This window comes from Pseudomonas sp. 05N434, assembly GCF_056396965.1.
On record NZ_JBFTMK010000015.1, the window covers coordinates 1 to 16,943 of the forward strand.

The 16,943-nt window shown below is 59.9% G+C and carries 15 protein-coding genes and 1 riboswitch; of the genes, 7 read left to right on the top strand and 8 right to left on the bottom strand.

Annotated elements, in window-relative coordinates; translation table 11 throughout:
- Positions 1-64: 64 nt before the first annotated feature.
- Together metF and ahcY are read right to left on the bottom strand one after the other, a co-directional pair.
- A complete protein-coding gene (gene metF / locus AC1DLB_RS01935) occupies positions 65-910 on the bottom strand; it encodes a methylenetetrahydrofolate reductase [NAD(P)H] (RefSeq protein ID WP_086944417.1) in 846 nt (281 codons plus the stop codon).
- A 190-nt stretch (positions 911-1,100) separates the two neighbouring features.
- Entirely contained in the window at positions 1,101-2,510 is a 1,410-nt protein-coding gene (ahcY, locus tag AC1DLB_RS01940) for an adenosylhomocysteinase (RefSeq protein WP_477784535.1), read from the bottom strand.
- A gap of 23 nt (positions 2,511-2,533) precedes the next feature.
- Positions 2,534-2,632: riboswitch (S-adenosyl-L-homocysteine riboswitch) on the bottom strand.
- A gap of 198 nt (positions 2,633-2,830) precedes the next feature.
- On the opposite strand from ahcY, the gene AC1DLB_RS01945 reads away from it, so the two are divergent.
- The gene (locus AC1DLB_RS01945) at positions 2,831-3,235 is read left to right on the top strand and encodes an acyl-CoA thioesterase (protein ID WP_064620913.1); all 405 of its coding nucleotides are present in this window, start codon (positions 2,831-2,833) and stop codon (positions 3,233-3,235) included.
- Positions 3,236-3,477: 242 nt separating this feature from the next.
- Positions 3,478-4,365 (top strand): formate/nitrite transporter family protein, encoded by an 888-nt coding sequence (locus AC1DLB_RS01950; protein ID WP_018928742.1) that lies wholly within the window; start codon positions 3,478-3,480, stop codon positions 4,363-4,365.
- 6 nt (positions 4,366-4,371) lie between these two features.
- On the opposite strand, the gene AC1DLB_RS01955 is transcribed toward AC1DLB_RS01950, so the two are convergent.
- Positions 4,372-5,541 (bottom strand): MFS transporter, encoded by a 1,170-nt coding sequence (locus AC1DLB_RS01955; protein WP_018928743.1) that lies wholly within the window; start codon positions 5,539-5,541, stop codon positions 4,372-4,374.
- 210 nt (positions 5,542-5,751) lie between these two features.
- Between AC1DLB_RS01955 and AC1DLB_RS01960 the strand changes: the two genes are divergently transcribed.
- Positions 5,752-6,585: an EamA family transporter gene (locus AC1DLB_RS01960; RefSeq protein ID WP_018928744.1), complete on the top strand. Its 834-nt coding sequence runs from the start codon at positions 5,752-5,754 to the stop codon at positions 6,583-6,585.
- 50 nt (positions 6,586-6,635) lie between these two features.
- Positions 6,636-7,022, top strand: coding sequence for an MAPEG family protein (locus AC1DLB_RS01965; RefSeq protein WP_018928745.1), 387 nt, complete (start codon positions 6,636-6,638; stop codon positions 7,020-7,022).
- 116 nt (positions 7,023-7,138) lie between these two features.
- On the opposite strand, the gene mltA is transcribed toward AC1DLB_RS01965, so the two are convergent.
- A complete protein-coding gene (gene mltA / locus AC1DLB_RS01970) occupies positions 7,139-8,311 on the bottom strand; it encodes a murein transglycosylase A (protein WP_477743632.1) in 1,173 nt (390 codons plus the stop codon).
- 128 nt (positions 8,312-8,439) lie between these two features.
- Here mltA and AC1DLB_RS01975 point away from each other — a divergent pair, with 128 nt between their 5' ends.
- Positions 8,440-8,889 (top strand): c-type cytochrome, encoded by a 450-nt coding sequence (locus tag AC1DLB_RS01975; protein WP_026286618.1) that lies wholly within the window; start codon positions 8,440-8,442, stop codon positions 8,887-8,889.
- Positions 8,890-8,909: 20 nt separating this feature from the next.
- Here the strand turns inward: AC1DLB_RS01975 and AC1DLB_RS01980 are convergent, their stop codons facing one another.
- The 4 genes from AC1DLB_RS01980 to AC1DLB_RS01995 form a co-directional block, all read right to left on the bottom strand.
- Positions 8,910-9,305 carry a DUF1090 domain-containing protein gene (locus AC1DLB_RS01980; RefSeq protein WP_018928748.1) on the bottom strand — a complete coding sequence of 132 codons (396 nt, stop codon included), beginning with the start codon at positions 9,303-9,305 and terminating at the stop codon, positions 8,910-8,912.
- A gap of 91 nt (positions 9,306-9,396) precedes the next feature.
- A complete protein-coding gene (ligB, locus tag AC1DLB_RS01985; protein WP_477784536.1) occupies positions 9,397-11,076 on the bottom strand; it encodes an NAD-dependent DNA ligase LigB in 1,680 nt (559 codons plus the stop codon).
- Positions 11,077-11,233: 157 nt separating this feature from the next.
- Positions 11,234-12,424 carry a methionine adenosyltransferase gene (gene metK, locus AC1DLB_RS01990; RefSeq protein ID WP_477784537.1) on the bottom strand — a complete coding sequence of 397 codons (1,191 nt, stop codon included), beginning with the start codon at positions 12,422-12,424 and terminating at the stop codon, positions 11,234-11,236.
- 18 nt (positions 12,425-12,442) lie between these two features.
- Positions 12,443-13,438 (bottom strand): ArsR/SmtB family transcription factor, encoded by a 996-nt coding sequence (locus tag AC1DLB_RS01995; protein WP_064620901.1) that lies wholly within the window; start codon positions 13,436-13,438, stop codon positions 12,443-12,445.
- A 273-nt stretch (positions 13,439-13,711) separates the two neighbouring features.
- Here AC1DLB_RS01995 and tkt point away from each other — a divergent pair, with 273 nt between their 5' ends.
- The gene (gene tkt, locus AC1DLB_RS02000) at positions 13,712-15,709 is read left to right on the top strand and encodes a transketolase (protein ID WP_018928751.1); all 1,998 of its coding nucleotides are present in this window, start codon (positions 13,712-13,714) and stop codon (positions 15,707-15,709) included.
- A 163-nt stretch (positions 15,710-15,872) separates the two neighbouring features.
- Entirely contained in the window at positions 15,873-16,940 is a 1,068-nt protein-coding gene (gene epd / locus AC1DLB_RS02005; protein ID WP_477743634.1) for an erythrose-4-phosphate dehydrogenase, read from the top strand.
- Positions 16,941-16,943: the final 3 nt, after the last annotated feature.

Below are 16,943 nucleotides of genomic sequence, written 5' to 3' on the forward strand. Positions count from 1 at the left end.
GAGGTACATATTCCCCTGGAGGCGCTGCCAAAGACTGCGATCTCTTGATTTGCGTTAACGGCTATTAGCGCGGCAACTTCAGGTTATTCCACACCGCCAGGCTCGGTTCAGCCTGGTTCAGTGTGTAGAAGTGCAGCCCCGGTGCGCCACCTTGCAGCAGGCGTTCGCACATCTCGGTGACGACTTGCTCACCAAAGCTTTGAATGCTCTGGGTGTCGTCGCCGTAGGCTTCCAGTTGCTTGCGGATCCAGCGCGGGATTTCCGCGCCGCAAGCGTCGGAGAAGCGCGCCAGCTTGCTGTAGTTGGTGATCGGCATGATCCCCGGCACGATCGGGATGTTCACACCCTTCGCCTGTACACGCTCGACGAAGTAGAAATAACTGTCGGCGTTGAAGAAGTACTGGGTGATCGCACTGTTGGCACCGGCGTTGGCCTTGCGCACGAAGTTGTTGAGATCGTCTTCGAAATTGCGCGCTTGCGGATGCATTTCCGGGTAAGCGGCGATTTCGATGTGGAAATGATCGCCAGTCTCTTCACGAATGAATTCAACCAGGTCATTGGCGTGACGCAACTCGCCGCTGGCCATGCCCATGCCCGAGGGCAGGTCACCGCGAAGCGCGACGATTCGCTGGATGCCGGCTGCCTTGTACTGGGTCAGCAGGCCGCGCAGATCGTTCTTGCTGTCACCCACGCAAGACAGATGCGGAGCGGCAGGGACTTTGACTTCACTTTCCAGCTGCAACACGGTGTTGAGGGTGCGATCACGAGTCGAACCGCCAGCGCCGTAGGTGCAGGAGAAGAAGTCGGGATTGTAGGTCGCCAGCTGACGGGCAGTGGCGATCAGTTTTTCATGCCCAGCATCGGTCTTCGTCGGGAAGAATTCGAAGCTGTAGCGACGTTCTTGGGACATGGTCATATCCTTGGAAACACGTAAGCCTTGTAGGCGCCGTGCTTCCTGTAGGAGCGAAGCTTGCTCGCGAAGCAGGCGCCGCGGTCTTTCAGCAGCACCGCGGTGAAGCGTTCGCGAGCAAGCTTCGCTCCTACAGGAAGCGTGGTTCCTGCATAAGTCCGCTCCCATGGGGAGCGGACTGCTGGACCGATCAGTAGCGGTAAGCGTGCGGCTTGAACGGGCCTTCGACGGTAACGCCGATGTAGTCAGCCTGTTGCTTGGTCAGTTGAGTGACCACGCCGCCGAAACCGCGGACCATTTCCAGGGCCACTTCTTCGTCGAGTTTCTTCGGCAGTACTTCAACGGTCAGGCGCTCGGCTTTCTGGGCTGGCGACAGGTCGGCGTACTTCTGGCCGAACAGGAAGATCTGCGCCAGAACCTGGTTGGCGAACGAACCGTCCATGATGCGGCTTGGGTGACCAGTGGCGTTACCCAGGTTAACCAGACGGCCTTCGGCCAGCAGGATCAGGTAGTCGTCGTTCTGAGCGTCGAAAGCGCCTGGACCGGTGCGGTGAACCTTGTGAACCTGCGGCTTCACTTCTTCCCATGCCCAGTTCTTGCGCATGAAAGCGGTGTCGATTTCGTTGTCGAAGTGACCGATGTTGCAGACCACTGCGCGTTTCTTCAGGGCTTTGAGCATGTTTGCGTCGCAAACATTGACGTTGCCGGTGGTGGTCACGATCAGGTCGATCTTGCCCAGCAGCGCTTTGTCGATGCTCGCTTCGGTACCGTTGTTGATACCGTCGATGAACGGCGAAACCAGTTCGAAACCGTCCATGCAGGCTTGCATGGCGCAGATCGGGTCGACTTCGGAGACTTTAACGATCATGCCTTCCTGACGCAGGGACTGGGCCGAGCCCTTGCCCACGTCGCCGTAACCGATGACCAGCGCTTGCTTGCCGGACAGCAGGTGGTCGGTGCCGCGCTTGATCGCGTCGTTCAGGCTGTGACGGCARCCGTACTTGTTGTCGTTCTTGCTCTTGGTCACCGAGTCGTTGACGTTGATGGCCGGGATTTTCAGCTCGCCCTTGGCCAGCATGTCCAGCAGACGGTGAACGCCGGTTGTGGTTTCTTCGGTGACGCCGTGAACGCGGTCCAGTACTTGTGGGTACTTCTTGTGCAGCAGCTCGGTCAGGTCGCCGCCGTCGTCGAGGATCATGTTGGCATCCCAAGGMTGGCCATCCTTGAGGATGGTTTGCTCCAGGCACCACTCGTACTCTTCTTCAGTCTCGCCTTTCCAGGCGAACACCGGGATGCCGGCAGCGGCGATCGAAGCGGCGGCCTGATCCTGAGTCGAGAAAATGTTGCAGGACGACCAGCGTACTTCGGCACCCAGGGCAACCAGGGTTTCGATCAGCACGGCAGTCTGAATAGTCATGTGGATGCAGCCGAGAATCTTCGCGCCCTTGAGCGGTTGCTCGACGGAGTACTTGCGGCGCAGACCCATCAGGGCCGGCATTTCGGATTCGGCGATGATGGTTTCGCGACGGCCCCAGGCAGCCAGGGACATGTCGGCAACTTTGTAATCGTTAAAATCTGCAGGCGTGATAACAGCGCTCATGAAGAGCCTCCATTCGTAATGTATGCGAATGGGCGCCGTTGTGCGTTTAGTGTCTGGCCGTGGCCAGTCAACGCCCCATCCGAGCCTGACAGGTTGAACCTGCTGCAGCGCCCCTCGGACAGGTGGCGGGAAAACGGTATCAATCAAACATGACCGTTTTGAAACGGGGGCGATTATAGCGGGCTATGCTGATCTTCCAAAGCGTTTCTGTTGGTCAATGTCCGAACGGTAATCGAGACCATAGTCGATGCTTGATAGAGCTCTAGTCCGGGCTCTGCCATGATGGCCGGCATCAATCGGCAAGACGGTCAGGAGTGAGTATGAATTTCCACACCCGCAAATGGGTAAAACCCGAAGACCTCAACCCCAACGGCACGCTGTTCGGCGGCAGCCTGCTGCGCTGGATCGACGAAGAAGCGGCGATCTACGCCATCGTCCAGTTGGGTAATCAGCGCGTGGTCACCAAGTACATTTCCGAAATCAACTTCGTCAGCGCCTCGCGTCAGGGCGACATCATCGAGTTGGGCATCACCGCCACCGAGTTCGGTCGCACCTCGATCACTCTGACCTGCGAAGTGCGCAACAAGATCACTCGCAAGAGCATTTTGACGGTAGAGAAGATGGTGTTCGTGAACCTGGGCGAAGACGGCCTGCCCATGCCGCACGGCCGGACCGAGATCAGGTACGTCAAAGACCAGTTCAAGGATGATGACATTGGCGAGTAGTTGCCGCTCTGTGGCGAGGGAGCTTGCTCCCGTTGGGCCGGGCTGGCGCTCCAGCGCGAAGCGGCCCTGAAATCTATCATTGGGTTCTTTCAGGCAGGCTTCACGTCAGTTTACGACTGCTTCGCAGCCGAGCGGGAGCAAGCTCCCTCGCCACAGGGTTTGCTGCGTTCCCCCGGTAGTGAACAGCTCCGAACCCCGCGTGTCGTACGTAAACGACACGCCACCGGTTCAGGAGCAGCCTTATGGACACGCCCAACGACGGCAAGACCCCGGACCTCTCGGCACAGGAACAGCGCGAGGTCGATAAAAACCAGCCCCCGCGTGCGGCGGTGTTGCACGAAATCATTCGCACCCAAGGCGATCAGGAACTCGAACGTAGCGTTGCGGCGCTGTGGTGGTCGGCGCTGGCTGCCGGCCTGACCATGGGCCTGTCGCTGATGGGCATGGGACTGCTCAACTCGCGCCTGCCGGACGGCGAAGGCTACAAGGTGATCGCCAGCTTCGGTTATTGCGCCGGTTTTCTAGCGGTGATTCTCGCCCGTCAGCAACTCTTCACCGAAAACACCCTGACCGCCGTGCTGCCGATCATGAGCAAGCCAACGTTGGGTAATGTCGGTCGGTTGCTGCGGCTGTGGACGGTGGTGCTGGTGGGCAACCTCTGCGGCACCTTGCTGGTGGCATATGTGATGCTGCACCTGCCGATATTCGACAGCAAGACCGATCTGGCCTTCCTTGAGATCGGGCGCAAGGTCATGGAGAACGATGCCGGCAAGATGCTCGCCAAAGGCATCATCTCCGGCTGGATGATCGCCACCATGGTCTGGATGATCCCGTCCATGGAAAGCGCCAAGATGTGGATCATCATCCTCATCACCTATTTCATGGCGCTGGGCGATTTCACCCACATCGTGGTCGGATCGGTCGAGGTTTCTTACCTGGTGTTTGCCGGCGAGTTGCCGTGGAAGGATTTCTGGTGGGTGTTCGCAGGTCCCACGCTGGTGGGGAACATTATTGGCGGCAGTTTTATCTTCGCGCTGATCAGTCACGCGCAGATTCGCAGTGAAAGCGGGCCGCCGAAGACCTCTGCGGAGCGGGCTCAGGAATCCGAACCGCAGAAGATCAAAAAATGATCAATGTCAGCCAGAGACGTTGATTGCGGCAGCACTGCGACGTTGCAGGTAGATGAAGAACAGCGCCGTCAGCAGCGTGAATACGCTGACCAGTGCGCCGGTCCACGGCAAGTCCGCCAGGTCCGCGCCACTGGCCACCACCAGTCCGCCAATCCAAGCCCCGGCGGCGTTGCCGAGATTGAATGCGCTTTGATTCAACGTCGACCCGAGGTTTGGCGCCTCATGGGCCTGATCGATAATCAGCAATTGCAGGATCGGGCACAGCGCGAAGGCGAAGATGCCCCACAACACCAGCGTGATCGCCGCCGGTATCACTGAATGGCTGGTTTGGCTGAAGGCGGCCAGCACGATGGCCACGGCCAATGTCATCCCCACCAGCGAAGGCAGCAAACGACTGTCCGCCAATCGGCCGCCGAGCATGCTGCCCCCGGTCAAGCCGACCCCGAACAACAGCAACATGATGGTTACGCCATGCGGACTGACGCCGGTGATGTCCTGCAGGATCGGCGCAATGTAAGTGAACACGCTGAACAGGCTGGTGGACGCCAGCACGCTCATGCCCAGCGCCAGCAGCACATTGACCTTGCCCAGCACTTTGAATTCGCTGGCCAGGTTGGCTTTGTCCATGGGGATTTCCTTGGGCAGCCAGACCCACTGCGCAATGGCCGCAATCACGCCAATCACCGACACTGCCCAGAAGGTCGAGCGCCAGCCGGCGTATTGCCCCAGCGCAGTGCCTAATGGCACGCCCAGCACGTTGGCCAAGGTCAGGCCGGTGAACATCATGGCAATTGCCTGGGCTCGTTTGTTCGGTGCCACCAGACTGGCAGCGACCACTGAGCCGATGCCGAAAAACGCGCCATGGCACAGCGCGGTGATCACTCGTGCGGCCATCAAGGTGGCGTAGTTCGGCGCCAGGGCGCAGAGGATGTTGCCGAGAATGAACATCAGCGTCATGCCCAGCAGTGTGGCTTTGCGCGGCATGTTGGCGGTGCCGACCGCGAGAATCGGCGCACCGAACACCACGCCCAGGGCATAACCGGTGATGAGCAGGCCAGCATGAGGAATGCTCACGGCGAGGTCGCGGGCGACATCGGGCAGCAAGCCCATGATGACGAACTCAGTGGTGCCGATGCCGAAAGCGGCAACGGCCAGTGCAAGCAAGGCGAGTGGCATGCGCAAGGTCTCTGTCGGTAGTCTTGACGCTTTGATCAGGCATACGCAGGCCGACGACCGTTCTCGATGAGAGCGGGCAGAGGCAGGAGTTATTGGAATTAGTTTGTGCGCAACTGAGTGCGGCGTGGTCGCTTGCAGTATAAACAGCTGCGGACATATGGCGAATCAAATCTCTGTCCCGCGATGTAGGGGCAATACAAGGAGTGTGCCGTGCTTGCGACAATTCTGGTGTTGGTGGCGGCGCTGTTGCACGCGGCGTGGAATACCCTGATCAAGTTCAGCGCGGAGCGGCTGTTGGTGGTGGCCTGCATGGACAGCGTGGCGTTGCTGTTTGTCGCGCTGATGCTACCCTTCGTGGCGCTGCCGCCACTGGATATGTGGCCGTGGATTCTTGCGTCGGCGGCATTCGAGTTGCTCTATCGCTACCTGTTGATCCAGGCCTATCGGGTCGGCGATCTCGGCCTGGTCTATCCGTTGATGCGTGGCCTGTCACCGTTGGTGGTGCTGGCGCTGACGCTGATCTTCGCCGGTGAAGTGCTGACGGCTCAGCAGATCTTCGGGATTTTGCTCATCCCGTTCGGCATGGTGTGCCTGCTCTGGCAGGGCGGTGGCGGGGTGCGCCTGCCGTGGTCGATGCTGCCGGTGGTGGCGCTGATCGGGTTGTGCATCGGTTGCTACACCTTCATCGATGGCCAGGCCTTGCGGCGCTGGTCCCATCCGCTGGACTACCTGGTTTGGGTCACAGTGCTCAGTGCCTGGCCGTTCCCATTGCTGGCGCTGGTGCGCAAACGCCCGGCGTTCATGCTGTTCTGGCGTGAGCAGTGGCGGTTGGGGTTGGCGGTCGGGTTCTGCGTATTGTTCAGCTACGCTCTGGTGCTGTGGGCCATGCAGCTCGGATCGATTGCCGAGGCTGCGGCGCTGCGCGAGATCAGCGTGATTCTGGTGGTGCTGTTCGGCATGCGCTACCTCAAAGAACCTTTTGGCAGGCCACGGCTCTTAGCCTGTGGACTGGTATTGATCGGCATGTTGGTGATGAAGTTTTAGTCGCCGCTGATGGAATTCGATTCTCTACAACTTGAAGAAGGGACTGCGTTATGACGGTTGCTCTGTGGTGCATTTTGATTGCGATCTGCTTGCCTTATCTGTGCACAGGCGTCGCCAAGTTCAGCAATGGCAAGTTCGGGCTGAAACAGAATCACGACCCAAGGGCGTTTCTGGATTCGCTCGAAGGCGTGGCCAGGCGTGCGCATTCGGCGCAGTTGAACAGCTTCGAAGTGACCCCGGCGTTTGCCGCGGCGGTGATCGTGGCGCATCTGGCCGGCAATGCCGAACTGGTGACGATCAATGTGCTATCGGTGCTGTTCATCACCAGTCGGCTGCTGTACATCATTTGCTATCTGGCGGACTGGGCGATTCTGCGGTCGCTGGTGTGGGCCATTGGCATGGGGCTGATTGTCAGTTTCTTTGTGGTGTCTGTTTAACGGCAAGATCAAAGGATCGCAGGCTGCGCCATTCCCAGCAGGGATCGATGTTCATTCGCGATATTGCGACGAACGCTCTCGATGTTGAAGCTGGCGCAGCCTGCGATCTTTTGCTTCTAAAGTTTGTCAGCCACCTGCGGCACCTGAGGCAACGCCGCCCCTTTAGGCCAGAGCATCCAGATCTGCCCCTGCTGTTTCATGTCGCCGGCCAATTGCCCGGCGGCCTCGCCCGTGCCCCAGAACAGGTCTGCGCGGACCTCGCCGGCAATCGCGCCGCCGGTATCTTGAGCGGCCACCGGACGCACCAGTGCGCTGCCGTCCGGTCGCGTCGTCGATAACCACAACAGGCTACCGAGCGGAATCACCTTGCGATCCACTGCCGCGCTATAACCTGCGGTCAATGGCACATTCAGCGAACCGCGCGGCCCTTCGTTGCTGTCCGGGTTGCGATTGAAGAACACGTAGCTGGGGTTGCTGCCGAGCAGTTCGGGAATGCGCGTCGGATTGGCCTTGGCCCAGTTATCGATGGCGCTCATGGTTACCTCTTCTTTCTTCAGCTCGCCCTGATCCACCAGCCAGCGGCCGATAGGTCGATAGGGGTGGCCGTTCTGGTCGGCATAACCAATGCGCAATTGACGGCCATCATCGAGCTGGATGCGCCCCGAACCCTGGATTTGCAGGAACTGCAGGTTCATCGGGTCGGTCAGCCAGGCAATCACTGGCGCCTTCACGCCATTGGTTTCAATGGTTGCCGCATCGTCATAAGGCTTGAGCACGCGACCTTCGAGTCGTCCGCGCAGGCGTTTGCCTTTGAGTTCCGGGTAAATGCTGTCCAGCGAGACGATGATCATGTCCTCGGGCACGCCGTACACCGGGATGTTCGCTTGCTCGGTCTGGGTCAGGCTGCCGGGATACACCGGTTCGTAGTAACCGGTGATCAGGCCGTTGGGGTTGTCATTGGCGGCGCGCAAGCCGTAAACATTGAGGTTTTGCTTGAGGAAGCCGCGGATTTCGCTGGCGGTTGGCTGAACATTGGCGGAAGCGGCGCAGGTGCCACCCCAGACCGGGTCGGCCTTGAGTCGGGTGCAGGCGCTGCGCCACGAGCCAAAACCGGCGACGAGGTCATTGTCGGACACCGCTGGAAGGGCTTCCCAGGTAGCGCTGGAGTAGGTCGCCAGTGCGTGGGTTTTCGGTTTGCTACTGTCGCCACCGGTGCAGCCAGCAAGTATGGCCACCATCGGAAGGGTCCAGGCCAGGTTGTGACGCCACGCCTTGAAACGGCTGTTCATGGAGTAATTCCTTTGCCGGTTGCCTGAGTGCTCCATGCGCTCAAACAACCCGTATTGATAATAGGGCTATTGGTCTTTGCCGGTGACGCGAGGATACTGGCTGCCGTTTCCAGTGATCTGAAGCCACCATGACTCTTAAAAGACTCTCTGTTGTATTGCTGGCCTGCCTGACCTTGTCCGCCTGCGGCGGTGTCGACCCGAACTCGCCTCTGGGCCAGCGCAAGGCGATCTTCAAGCAAATGCTCAAGACCGGCGAAGACCTGGGTGGCATGTTGCGTGGGCGTATTCCGTTCGATGGCCCGAAATTCGCCGACGGTGCCGTGAAGCTCGATGCGTTGTCCCATGAGCCGTGGAAACATTTCCCGCAGGTGCGCGAAGAAGATCACACCAGCGCCAAGGACGATGTCTGGCAGAAGCAGGCACGCTTCCAGGAAATGGCTCGCACCCTTGAAGGCGCCACCGGTGAACTGGTGATCGCCAGCCAGGTTCAACCCTACAAGGCCAGCAATCTGGGGCCGGCAGTACAGAAAGTCGAAGACGCCTGTAGTGCCTGCCATAAAGAATTTCGGGATCATTGAGGCGGCGTGTTCAAACCGGATTACTTATCCAGCTCGTCGAGCGCGTCCTGTAAATCCTTGCGCGATTGAGCCAGTTTGTCTTTGCGCTTGTTGATCTTCTCGGCGTCGCCTTTTTTCATCGCCTTGTCGAGGTCGGCCTGACGCCGGCTGACTTCGTGCTTGGCGTCGAGCACCTTGTTTTCCCGTTCCTTCTTCAAGGAAGCGTCGGTGCAATGGGCGGTGACCTCGCTCAGGGCGGTTTCCAGGCCAGCCTGTTGATCGGCGTTGCCGTGAGACTTGGCCAGTTCAATCTGGTTGATGATGCCTTGTTTTTTTGCGGCGCAGCCGGTCAGGCCCGGGGCGTCTTCGTCGGCCATTAATGGAGCGGCCATCACGCTGCACAGGGTCAACAAGGCGAGCGGTGAAAGAAGTTTCATAAAGGCTCCAGGTGAAAAAATCGATGTAGCGATGGGCTGTTTGAGCGCATCGGTACCTATGGGTTCCCAGGCTGACGGGCGTCGCCGGCTGCTAAAAACCGTCAATCCCGGCAACACGTAATGTCTCGCTCAAGGCCAGGACCTGCGGGTCGCGGAAAAATGCGCTCAGTTGCGCCGCGCGTCCCGGGCCGATGCCGGTTTCGGCCTGCCATTGTTCGGTGTTTCGTTGCGCCAGCACCTGCCATGAATCGGCGAGAWGTGCCTGGCCGGTCGGCGGCAAGCCCAGGGCTTTGAGCCAGCGAGCGAGCGGTCGTTGCCGGGCGCTGTTGAAACTGTTCAAAAGACGAGCACTGCTGCGTTCGCCGAAGCCGTCAATGTTAGCAAGCTCTTGCTCATCGAGGGTCAACCAATCGAGCAGGTTGTCGAGACGTTCGGCCTTGAGCAGTTTCTCCCAGGTGCCCGGCCCGACATGCGGCAAGGCCAGCCCCTGTTTGCCGCTGAGCCAGGCCAGCCGTGCGAGAAACTGGCTTTCGCATCCGGGTGTCGGCTGCCAGCAACTCAACGGATGAAAATCTGCTGCCAGCGGTGCGTTCAATTCAGGACGTTCGGTGCTGCGCAATACCACACCGTCGAGCCTGGGGATGGTCAGCCCGGCCAGGCTGATGGCGACCTGATCGCCGGGACGAATGTCCAGCGCTTCCCAGCGCTGCAGGGAGCTGACGCTGACACGCTTGATCTGCCGGTCATCGAGCATCACCGGTGCCAGATCCAGCACCAGTGTGATCCGGCCGGTCCGTCCAATCTTGAAGTGGACCTTGCGCACCTCGGCCAACGCCTGGGCGAAGGGGTACTTCCAGGCGACACTCCAGAAAGGCGTTTTCGCCTGCCAGCGCTCGGCGGGTGGGCGCTGGTTCTGTCGTAAAACGACGCCGTCGCTGGCAAAGGGCAGGGGCGAGCGATACCAGTAATCGCGCCAGCGTTCGGCATCGGCGAAGGCCTCGATCGGCTGGCTGTAGGGCGCGGTGCTCGGGAATCCCAGCTCATCCAGAGCCGCCACGCGGGCGGGCAGGCTTTTCGGGCCTTGTGGCCAGTCCCAGACGAACACGCCGATACCGGCGGCTTGCTCGGGGTTCAGCGTCTTGCGTGCCATTAACCCGGCCACCGTGGCGCGGGCATTGAGGCTGCCGGCCTCGGCTTGCACGTGTTCGGTCAGGCGCCAATAGAGTTCGCCTTGCAACAGCAGGTCGAGCGGTTGTGGAAGTTTTTGAGGGATGGCGGCGATCTGGCGCGCTGAGGCAGTCCAGTCGTGGCCGGTTATCCCGTCACCACGACTGATCGCCTGGTGCAGCCAGCCGTTGCGATAGATCAACGTCACAGCCACACCGTCGACCTTGGGTTGAATCCAGACCTCATCCCGATTTTTCAGCCAGGCTTCGACGGCGCGCCCATCGCGCAGTTTTTCCAGGCCGGTGTGGGCGATGGGGTGAGCAATCGTGCCACCGGCAGTGCGCAACGGTTCGGCTGAAGGGCCGGAGTCAAAACACTCGCGCCATTCGCTTAGTCGTATGCGGGATTGATCATAGAGTTCATCGGCGACCAAAGAGCGTCCTTCGCGATGATAGCTGTCGTCCCAGAGGTCGATTCGCTTTTGCAGTGCGTTGATTTCGTCCAGAGCGCGGGCCGGCGGCCAATCGGGGYAGTCGGCGGCATTGGCGGTCAGGCAGGTGAGGGTCAGCAGGAAACCGAAAAACAGGCGCAGGTTGGGCAGCATCGAGAGCGTCCTTGCTCGTTGGGATGCTTTCAAGGCTAGTCAGGTTTCGAGTGTGGAGTGCAGAGGTGTAATTCTGCGTGTTTCGAGGTGGGATCTTCTTCATGAAAAAGCCCCGCACGGCGAACCGTGCGGGGCTTTTTGTACAGCCGGGAAAGTCTTACAGGCCGGYAGCAGAACGCAGGGCGTCGGCGCGGTCGGTTTTTTCCCAGGTGAACGTGGTGAACGTATCGTCGCCCACGGTTTTGGTTTCCGGGGTGCGACCGAAGTGGCCGTACGCAGCGGTGTCCTGGTACATCGGGTGCAGCAGGTCGAGCATGGTGGTGATCGCGTATGGACGCAGGTCGAACACTTCGCGGACCAGTTTGACGATCTTGTCGTCGCTGATCTTGCCGGTGCCGAAGGTGTTCAACGAAATCGAAGTCGGTTGAGCGACGCCGATKGCGTAGGAAACCTGRATCTCRCAACGMTCGGCCAGGCCGGCAGCCACGATGTTCTTGGCCACATAACGACCGGCGTAGGCCGCCGAACGGTCAACCTTCGATGGATCTTTACCGGAGAACGCGCCGCCGCCGTGACGGGCCATGCCGCCGTAGCTGTCAACGATGATCTTGCGACCGGTCAGGCCGCAGTCGCCCACCGGGCCGCCGATGATGAACTGGCCAGTCGGGTTGATGTGGAACTGGGTGTCCTTGGACAGCAGTTCGGCAGGCAGCACGTGCTTGACGATCAGTTCCATCACGCCTTCGCGCAGGTCTTTGTAGGACACTTCCGGGTTGTGCTGGGTCGACAGTACAACGGCGTCGATACCGACAACCTTGCCGTTTTCGTAGCGGCAGGTCACTTGCGACTTGGCGTCTGGACGCAACCAAGGCAGCAGGCCGGACTTGCGGGCTTCGGCCTGGCGCTGAACCAGTTGGTGCGAGAAGGTGATCGGTGCTGGCATCAGCACGTCGGTTTCGTTGCTGGCATAGCCGAACATCAGGCCCTGGTCGCCGGCGCCCTGGTCTTCAGGCTTGGCACGGTCAACACCCTGGTTGATGTCGGGGGACTGCTTGCCGATGATGTTCATCACGCCGCAGGTCGCGCCGTCGAAGCCGACATTGGAGCTGTTGTAGCCGATGTCGAGAATCACGTTACGGACGATGTCTTCCAGATCGACCCAGGCCGACGTGGTGACTTCACCTGCGATGATTGCCACGCCGGTTTTCACCAGAGTCTCGCACGCCACGCGGGCGAACTTGTCTTYAGCAATGATGGCGTCCAGCACCGCATCGGAAATCTGGTCGGCGATTTTGTCCGGATGCCCTTCAGACACGGACTCGGAGGTGAAGAGGGAGTATTCGCTCATCTCGATTTTTTCCTGAATTTACCGATGGTGAGTGTCGCCAGCCGGTCGCTGAAAATGGCGGACCTGTATCTGGAAACCATTACGTAAGCCTACATAGAGGCTTTCCCCGGGAACGAGTCCCGCAGCGGTGGCCCAACGGGCCAGATCGTCCTGTTCAAACCCCAACCAGAGATCACCGCAGGCCTCCCTGGCCCAACTCTGGTTGTGGCTACATAACTCTGTCACTAACAGGCTACCGCCTGGTTGCAGCAAACCGGCCATGTGCTTGAGCGCTTCGGCCGGCGCGGCAAAATGGTGCAGCACCATGTTCAATACAACGCAGTCGGCCTGAAGGTTTACACCGTTCAATGCATCGGCCAATTGCAGGCTGACGTTAGCCAGCGTTTCACGTTCGCAGACCTGGCGGGCCAGTTCGAGCATCGCCGGGCTGTTGTCCAGCGCCGTGACCTGAGTGAAGCGACGCGCCAGCTCCGGCAGAAAGGCACCATCGCCGGGGCCTACTTCGATGGCCGTGGCGCCGGGGCCGAAACTCAGCTTGTCGAGCAGGGCCACCACGCTTTCGCGGTATTGCGGCAGGCCGGCGATCAAGTCTTGCTGGGCGCGAAACTTCTCCGCGACCCGCGAGAAAAAGTCCTGGCTGGCCGCCTCACGTTGCCCGTGGACCTGACCGATCCGCGCCTGGACGTCAGTCGGCAGGGTCAGGTTATCCACTTCTTCGAGCAGCGCGGCATGCAGCTTGCCGCCCAGCAGATCGGTGTGGGGCAGGGCACGACGGTAGAAAATCGCATTGCCTTCACGGCGGGTCGCCACCAGTTCGGCCTGGGCCAATACCTTGAGGTGATGACTCATGCCGGACTGACCGATGCCGAAGATCTGCGCCAGTTCCAGTACGCCGAACGAATCGTTGGCCAGCGCGCGCAATACATTCAGCCGCAGAGGATCGCCGCCGGCCTTGCACAGGGCCGCCAGCTCATCGCAATCGTCATGTTGAATGGAAGGCACGCGCAGATTCATAAGGCCAGCAGTCTAGTGACGGTAAGAAAACACCGCAAGAGCAATATCAAAAAGTTTTGATATTGGTCGATAGATGGCACTTCTTAACGTTAGTTTCAGTCCACAAACCAACAGCGGAAAGGTTTCATCAGTCGAATACGCCGTTATCCATTGGAAAAACGCCTTCGGATGACTATCTGTCATTGCCCCGAGGCGGGTCGGTGAGGGAAAATGCTCGCCTTTTTTCCGTTTCGTTTTATTCACTCTCGATTCAATATCCGCAGGAGATCAGCGATGCCCAGCCGTCGTGAGCGCGCCAACGCCATTCGTGCCCTCAGCATGGATGCCGTGCAAAAAGCCAACAGCGGCCATCCCGGTGCCCCTATGGGTATGGCGGATATCGCCGAAGTACTTTGGCGTGACTACCTGAAGCACAACCCGAGCAATCCATCGTTCGCCGACCGTGACCGCTTCGTGCTGTCCAACGGTCACGGCTCGATGTTGATCTACTCGCTGCTGCACCTGACCGGCTACGACCTGTCGATCGATGACCTGAAAAACTTCCGCCAGCTGCACAGCCGTACCCCGGGTCACCCGGAATATGGCTACACCCCGGGCGTTGAAACCACCACCGGTCCACTGGGCCAAGGCCTGGCCAACGCAGTCGGTTTCGCCCTGGCGGAAAAAGTCCTGGCTGCGCAGTTCAATCGTCCTGGCCATAACGTCGTCGATCACCACACCTACGTATTCCTGGGTGATGGCTGCATGATGGAAGGCATTTCCCACGAAGTCAGTTCCCTGGCCGGTACGCTGGGCCTGGGCAAACTGATCGCCTTCTACGATGACAATGGCATCTCCATCGACGGTGAAGTCGAAGGCTGGTTCACCGACGACACGCCGAAGCGTTTCGAATCCTACAACTGGCAAGTGATCCGCAATGTCGACGGTCACGATCCGGAAGAAATCAAGATCGCGATCGAAACCGCGCGCAAAAGCGCACAACCGACGCTGATCTGCTGCAAGACCACCATCGGCTTCGGTTCGCCGAACAAGCAAGGCAAGGAAGATTGCCACGGCGCCCCGTTGGGTGACGCGGAAATCGCCCTGACCCGTGAAGCGCTGAAGTGGAACTACGGCCCGTTCGAAATCCCGGCTGATATCTATGCCGAGTGGGACGCCAAGGAAGCCGGTCGCGCTGCCGAAGCCGAGTGGGATCAGCGTTTCGCTGCGTACTCCGCCGCCTTCCCTGAGCTGGCCAACGAACTGGTTCGTCGCCTGAGCGGTGATCTGCCGACCGATTTCGCCGAGAAGGCCCAGGCCTACATCGCTGAAGTCGCGGCCAAAGGCGAATCCATCGCCAGCCGTAAAGCCAGCCAGAACGCCCTGAACGCCTTCGGCCCGCTGCTGCCTGAACTGCTCGGTGGTTCGGCTGACCTGGCCGGCTCCAACCTGACCCTGTGGAAAGGTTGCAAAGGCGTCACCGCCGAAGACGCCAGCGGCAACTACATGTACTACGGCGTTCGCGAGTTCGGCATGAGCGCGATCATGAACGGCGTGGCCCTGCACGGCGGCCTGGTGCCTTACGGCGCGACCTTCCTGATGTTCATGGAATACGCCCGCAACGCAGTGCGCATGTCGGCGCTGATGAAGAAACGCATCGTCTACGTGTTCACCCACGACTCCATCGGTCTGGGCGAAGACGGCCCGACTCACCAGCCGATCGAGCAACTGGCCAGCCTGCGCTGCACACCGAACCTCGACACCTGGCGTCCGGCCGATGCCGTTGAATCGGCGGTGGCCTGGAAGTTCGCCCTGGAGCGTGACGACGGTCCTTCGGCGCTGATCTTCTCCCGTCAGAACCTGCAGCACCAAACCCGCAATGCGATCCAGATCGAAGAGATCGCCCGTGGCGGTTACGTGTTGAAGGACTGCGCAGGCGAGCCTGAGCTGATCCTGATCGCCACCGGTTCGGAAGTCGGCCTGGCCGTTCAAGCCTTCGACAAACTGACCGAGCAAGGCCGCAAGGTTCGTGTGGTGTCGATGCCATGCACCAGCGTCTTCGAAGCCCAGGACGCCGGCTACAAGCAATCGGTTCTGCCATTGCAGGTCAGCGCGCGTATCGCCATCGAAGCCGCCCACGCGGACTACTGGTACAAGTACGTGGGCCTGGAAGGTCGCGTGATCGGCATGACCACCTACGGCGAGTCGGCGCCTGCGCCGGCCTTGTTCGAAGAGTTCGGCTTCACCCTGGAAAACATCCTGGGTCAGGCTGAAGAGCTGCTGGAAGACTAAGGCACGCCGCGGTGGTTTTATGGCCACCGCGTTCCCTGTGTAGGAGCTGCCGCAGGCTGCGATCTTTTGATCTTAAAAGATCGCAGCCTCGTTTCACTCGACAGCTCCTACAGGGATTTGTGTTGTTAGCAAGAATTCGTCTGCCGCGACTATCGAGAACCCCATGCCTCAACCGCGTCCTTACAAAGTTGCACTCAACGGCTACGGCCGGATTGGTCGTTGTGTCTTGCGTGCGTTGTTTGAGCGAGGCTCGAAGGCTGGGTTTGAAATTGTCGCGATCAACGATCTGGCCGATATGGCCAGCATCGAATACCTGACACGCTTCGACTCCACTCACGGGCGGTTTCCCGGTGAAGTGAGGGTTGAGGGCGATTGTCTGCATATTAAGGGCGACTGCGTGAAGGTCCTGCGCAGTGCCACCCCCGAAGGCATCGATTGGGCGTCGTTGGGCGTCGATCTGGTGCTGGAGTGCTCCGGCGCTTATCACACCCGTCAGGATGGCCAGCGTTTTCTCGACGCCGGTGCGCCACGGGTGCTGTTTTCCCAGCCGATGGCCAGCGAGGCGGATGTCGACGCCACCATCGTCTACGGCGTGAACCAGGATTGCCTGACCGGCGAAGAACTGCTGGTGTCCAACGCGTCTTGCACCACCAACTGCGGCGTGCCGCTGTTGCGCCTGCTGGATCAGGCCATTGGTCTGGAATACGTGTCGATCACCACCATCCACTCGGCGATGAACGATCAGCCGGTGATCGACGCCTATCACCACGAAGACCTGCGCCGCACCCGTTCGGCGTTCCAGTCGGTGATTCCGGTGTCCACTGGTCTGGCGCGAGGCATTGAACGCTTGCTGCCGGAACTTGCCGGGCGAATTCAGGCCAAAGCCGTGCGGGTGCCGACGGTTAACGTGTCCTGCCTCGATATTACGATGCAGACCGTAAGCGATACCGACGCCACCGAGGTCAACCGGATTCTGCGCGAGGCCGCCACCCATGGCCCGCTCAAAGGCCTTCTGGCCTACACCGAGTTGCCTCACGCCAGTTGTGATTTCAATCATGACCCCCATTCGGCCATCGTCGATGCCAGTCAGACCCGCGTTTCCGGCCCACGGCTGGTGAACATCCTGGCCTGGTTCGACAACGAATGGGGTTTTGCCAATCGAATGCTGGACGTTGCAGAGCACTATTTGCAAGCCGCTACTACTCCACAATCTGTCTTTCAAAAACAGTAACCC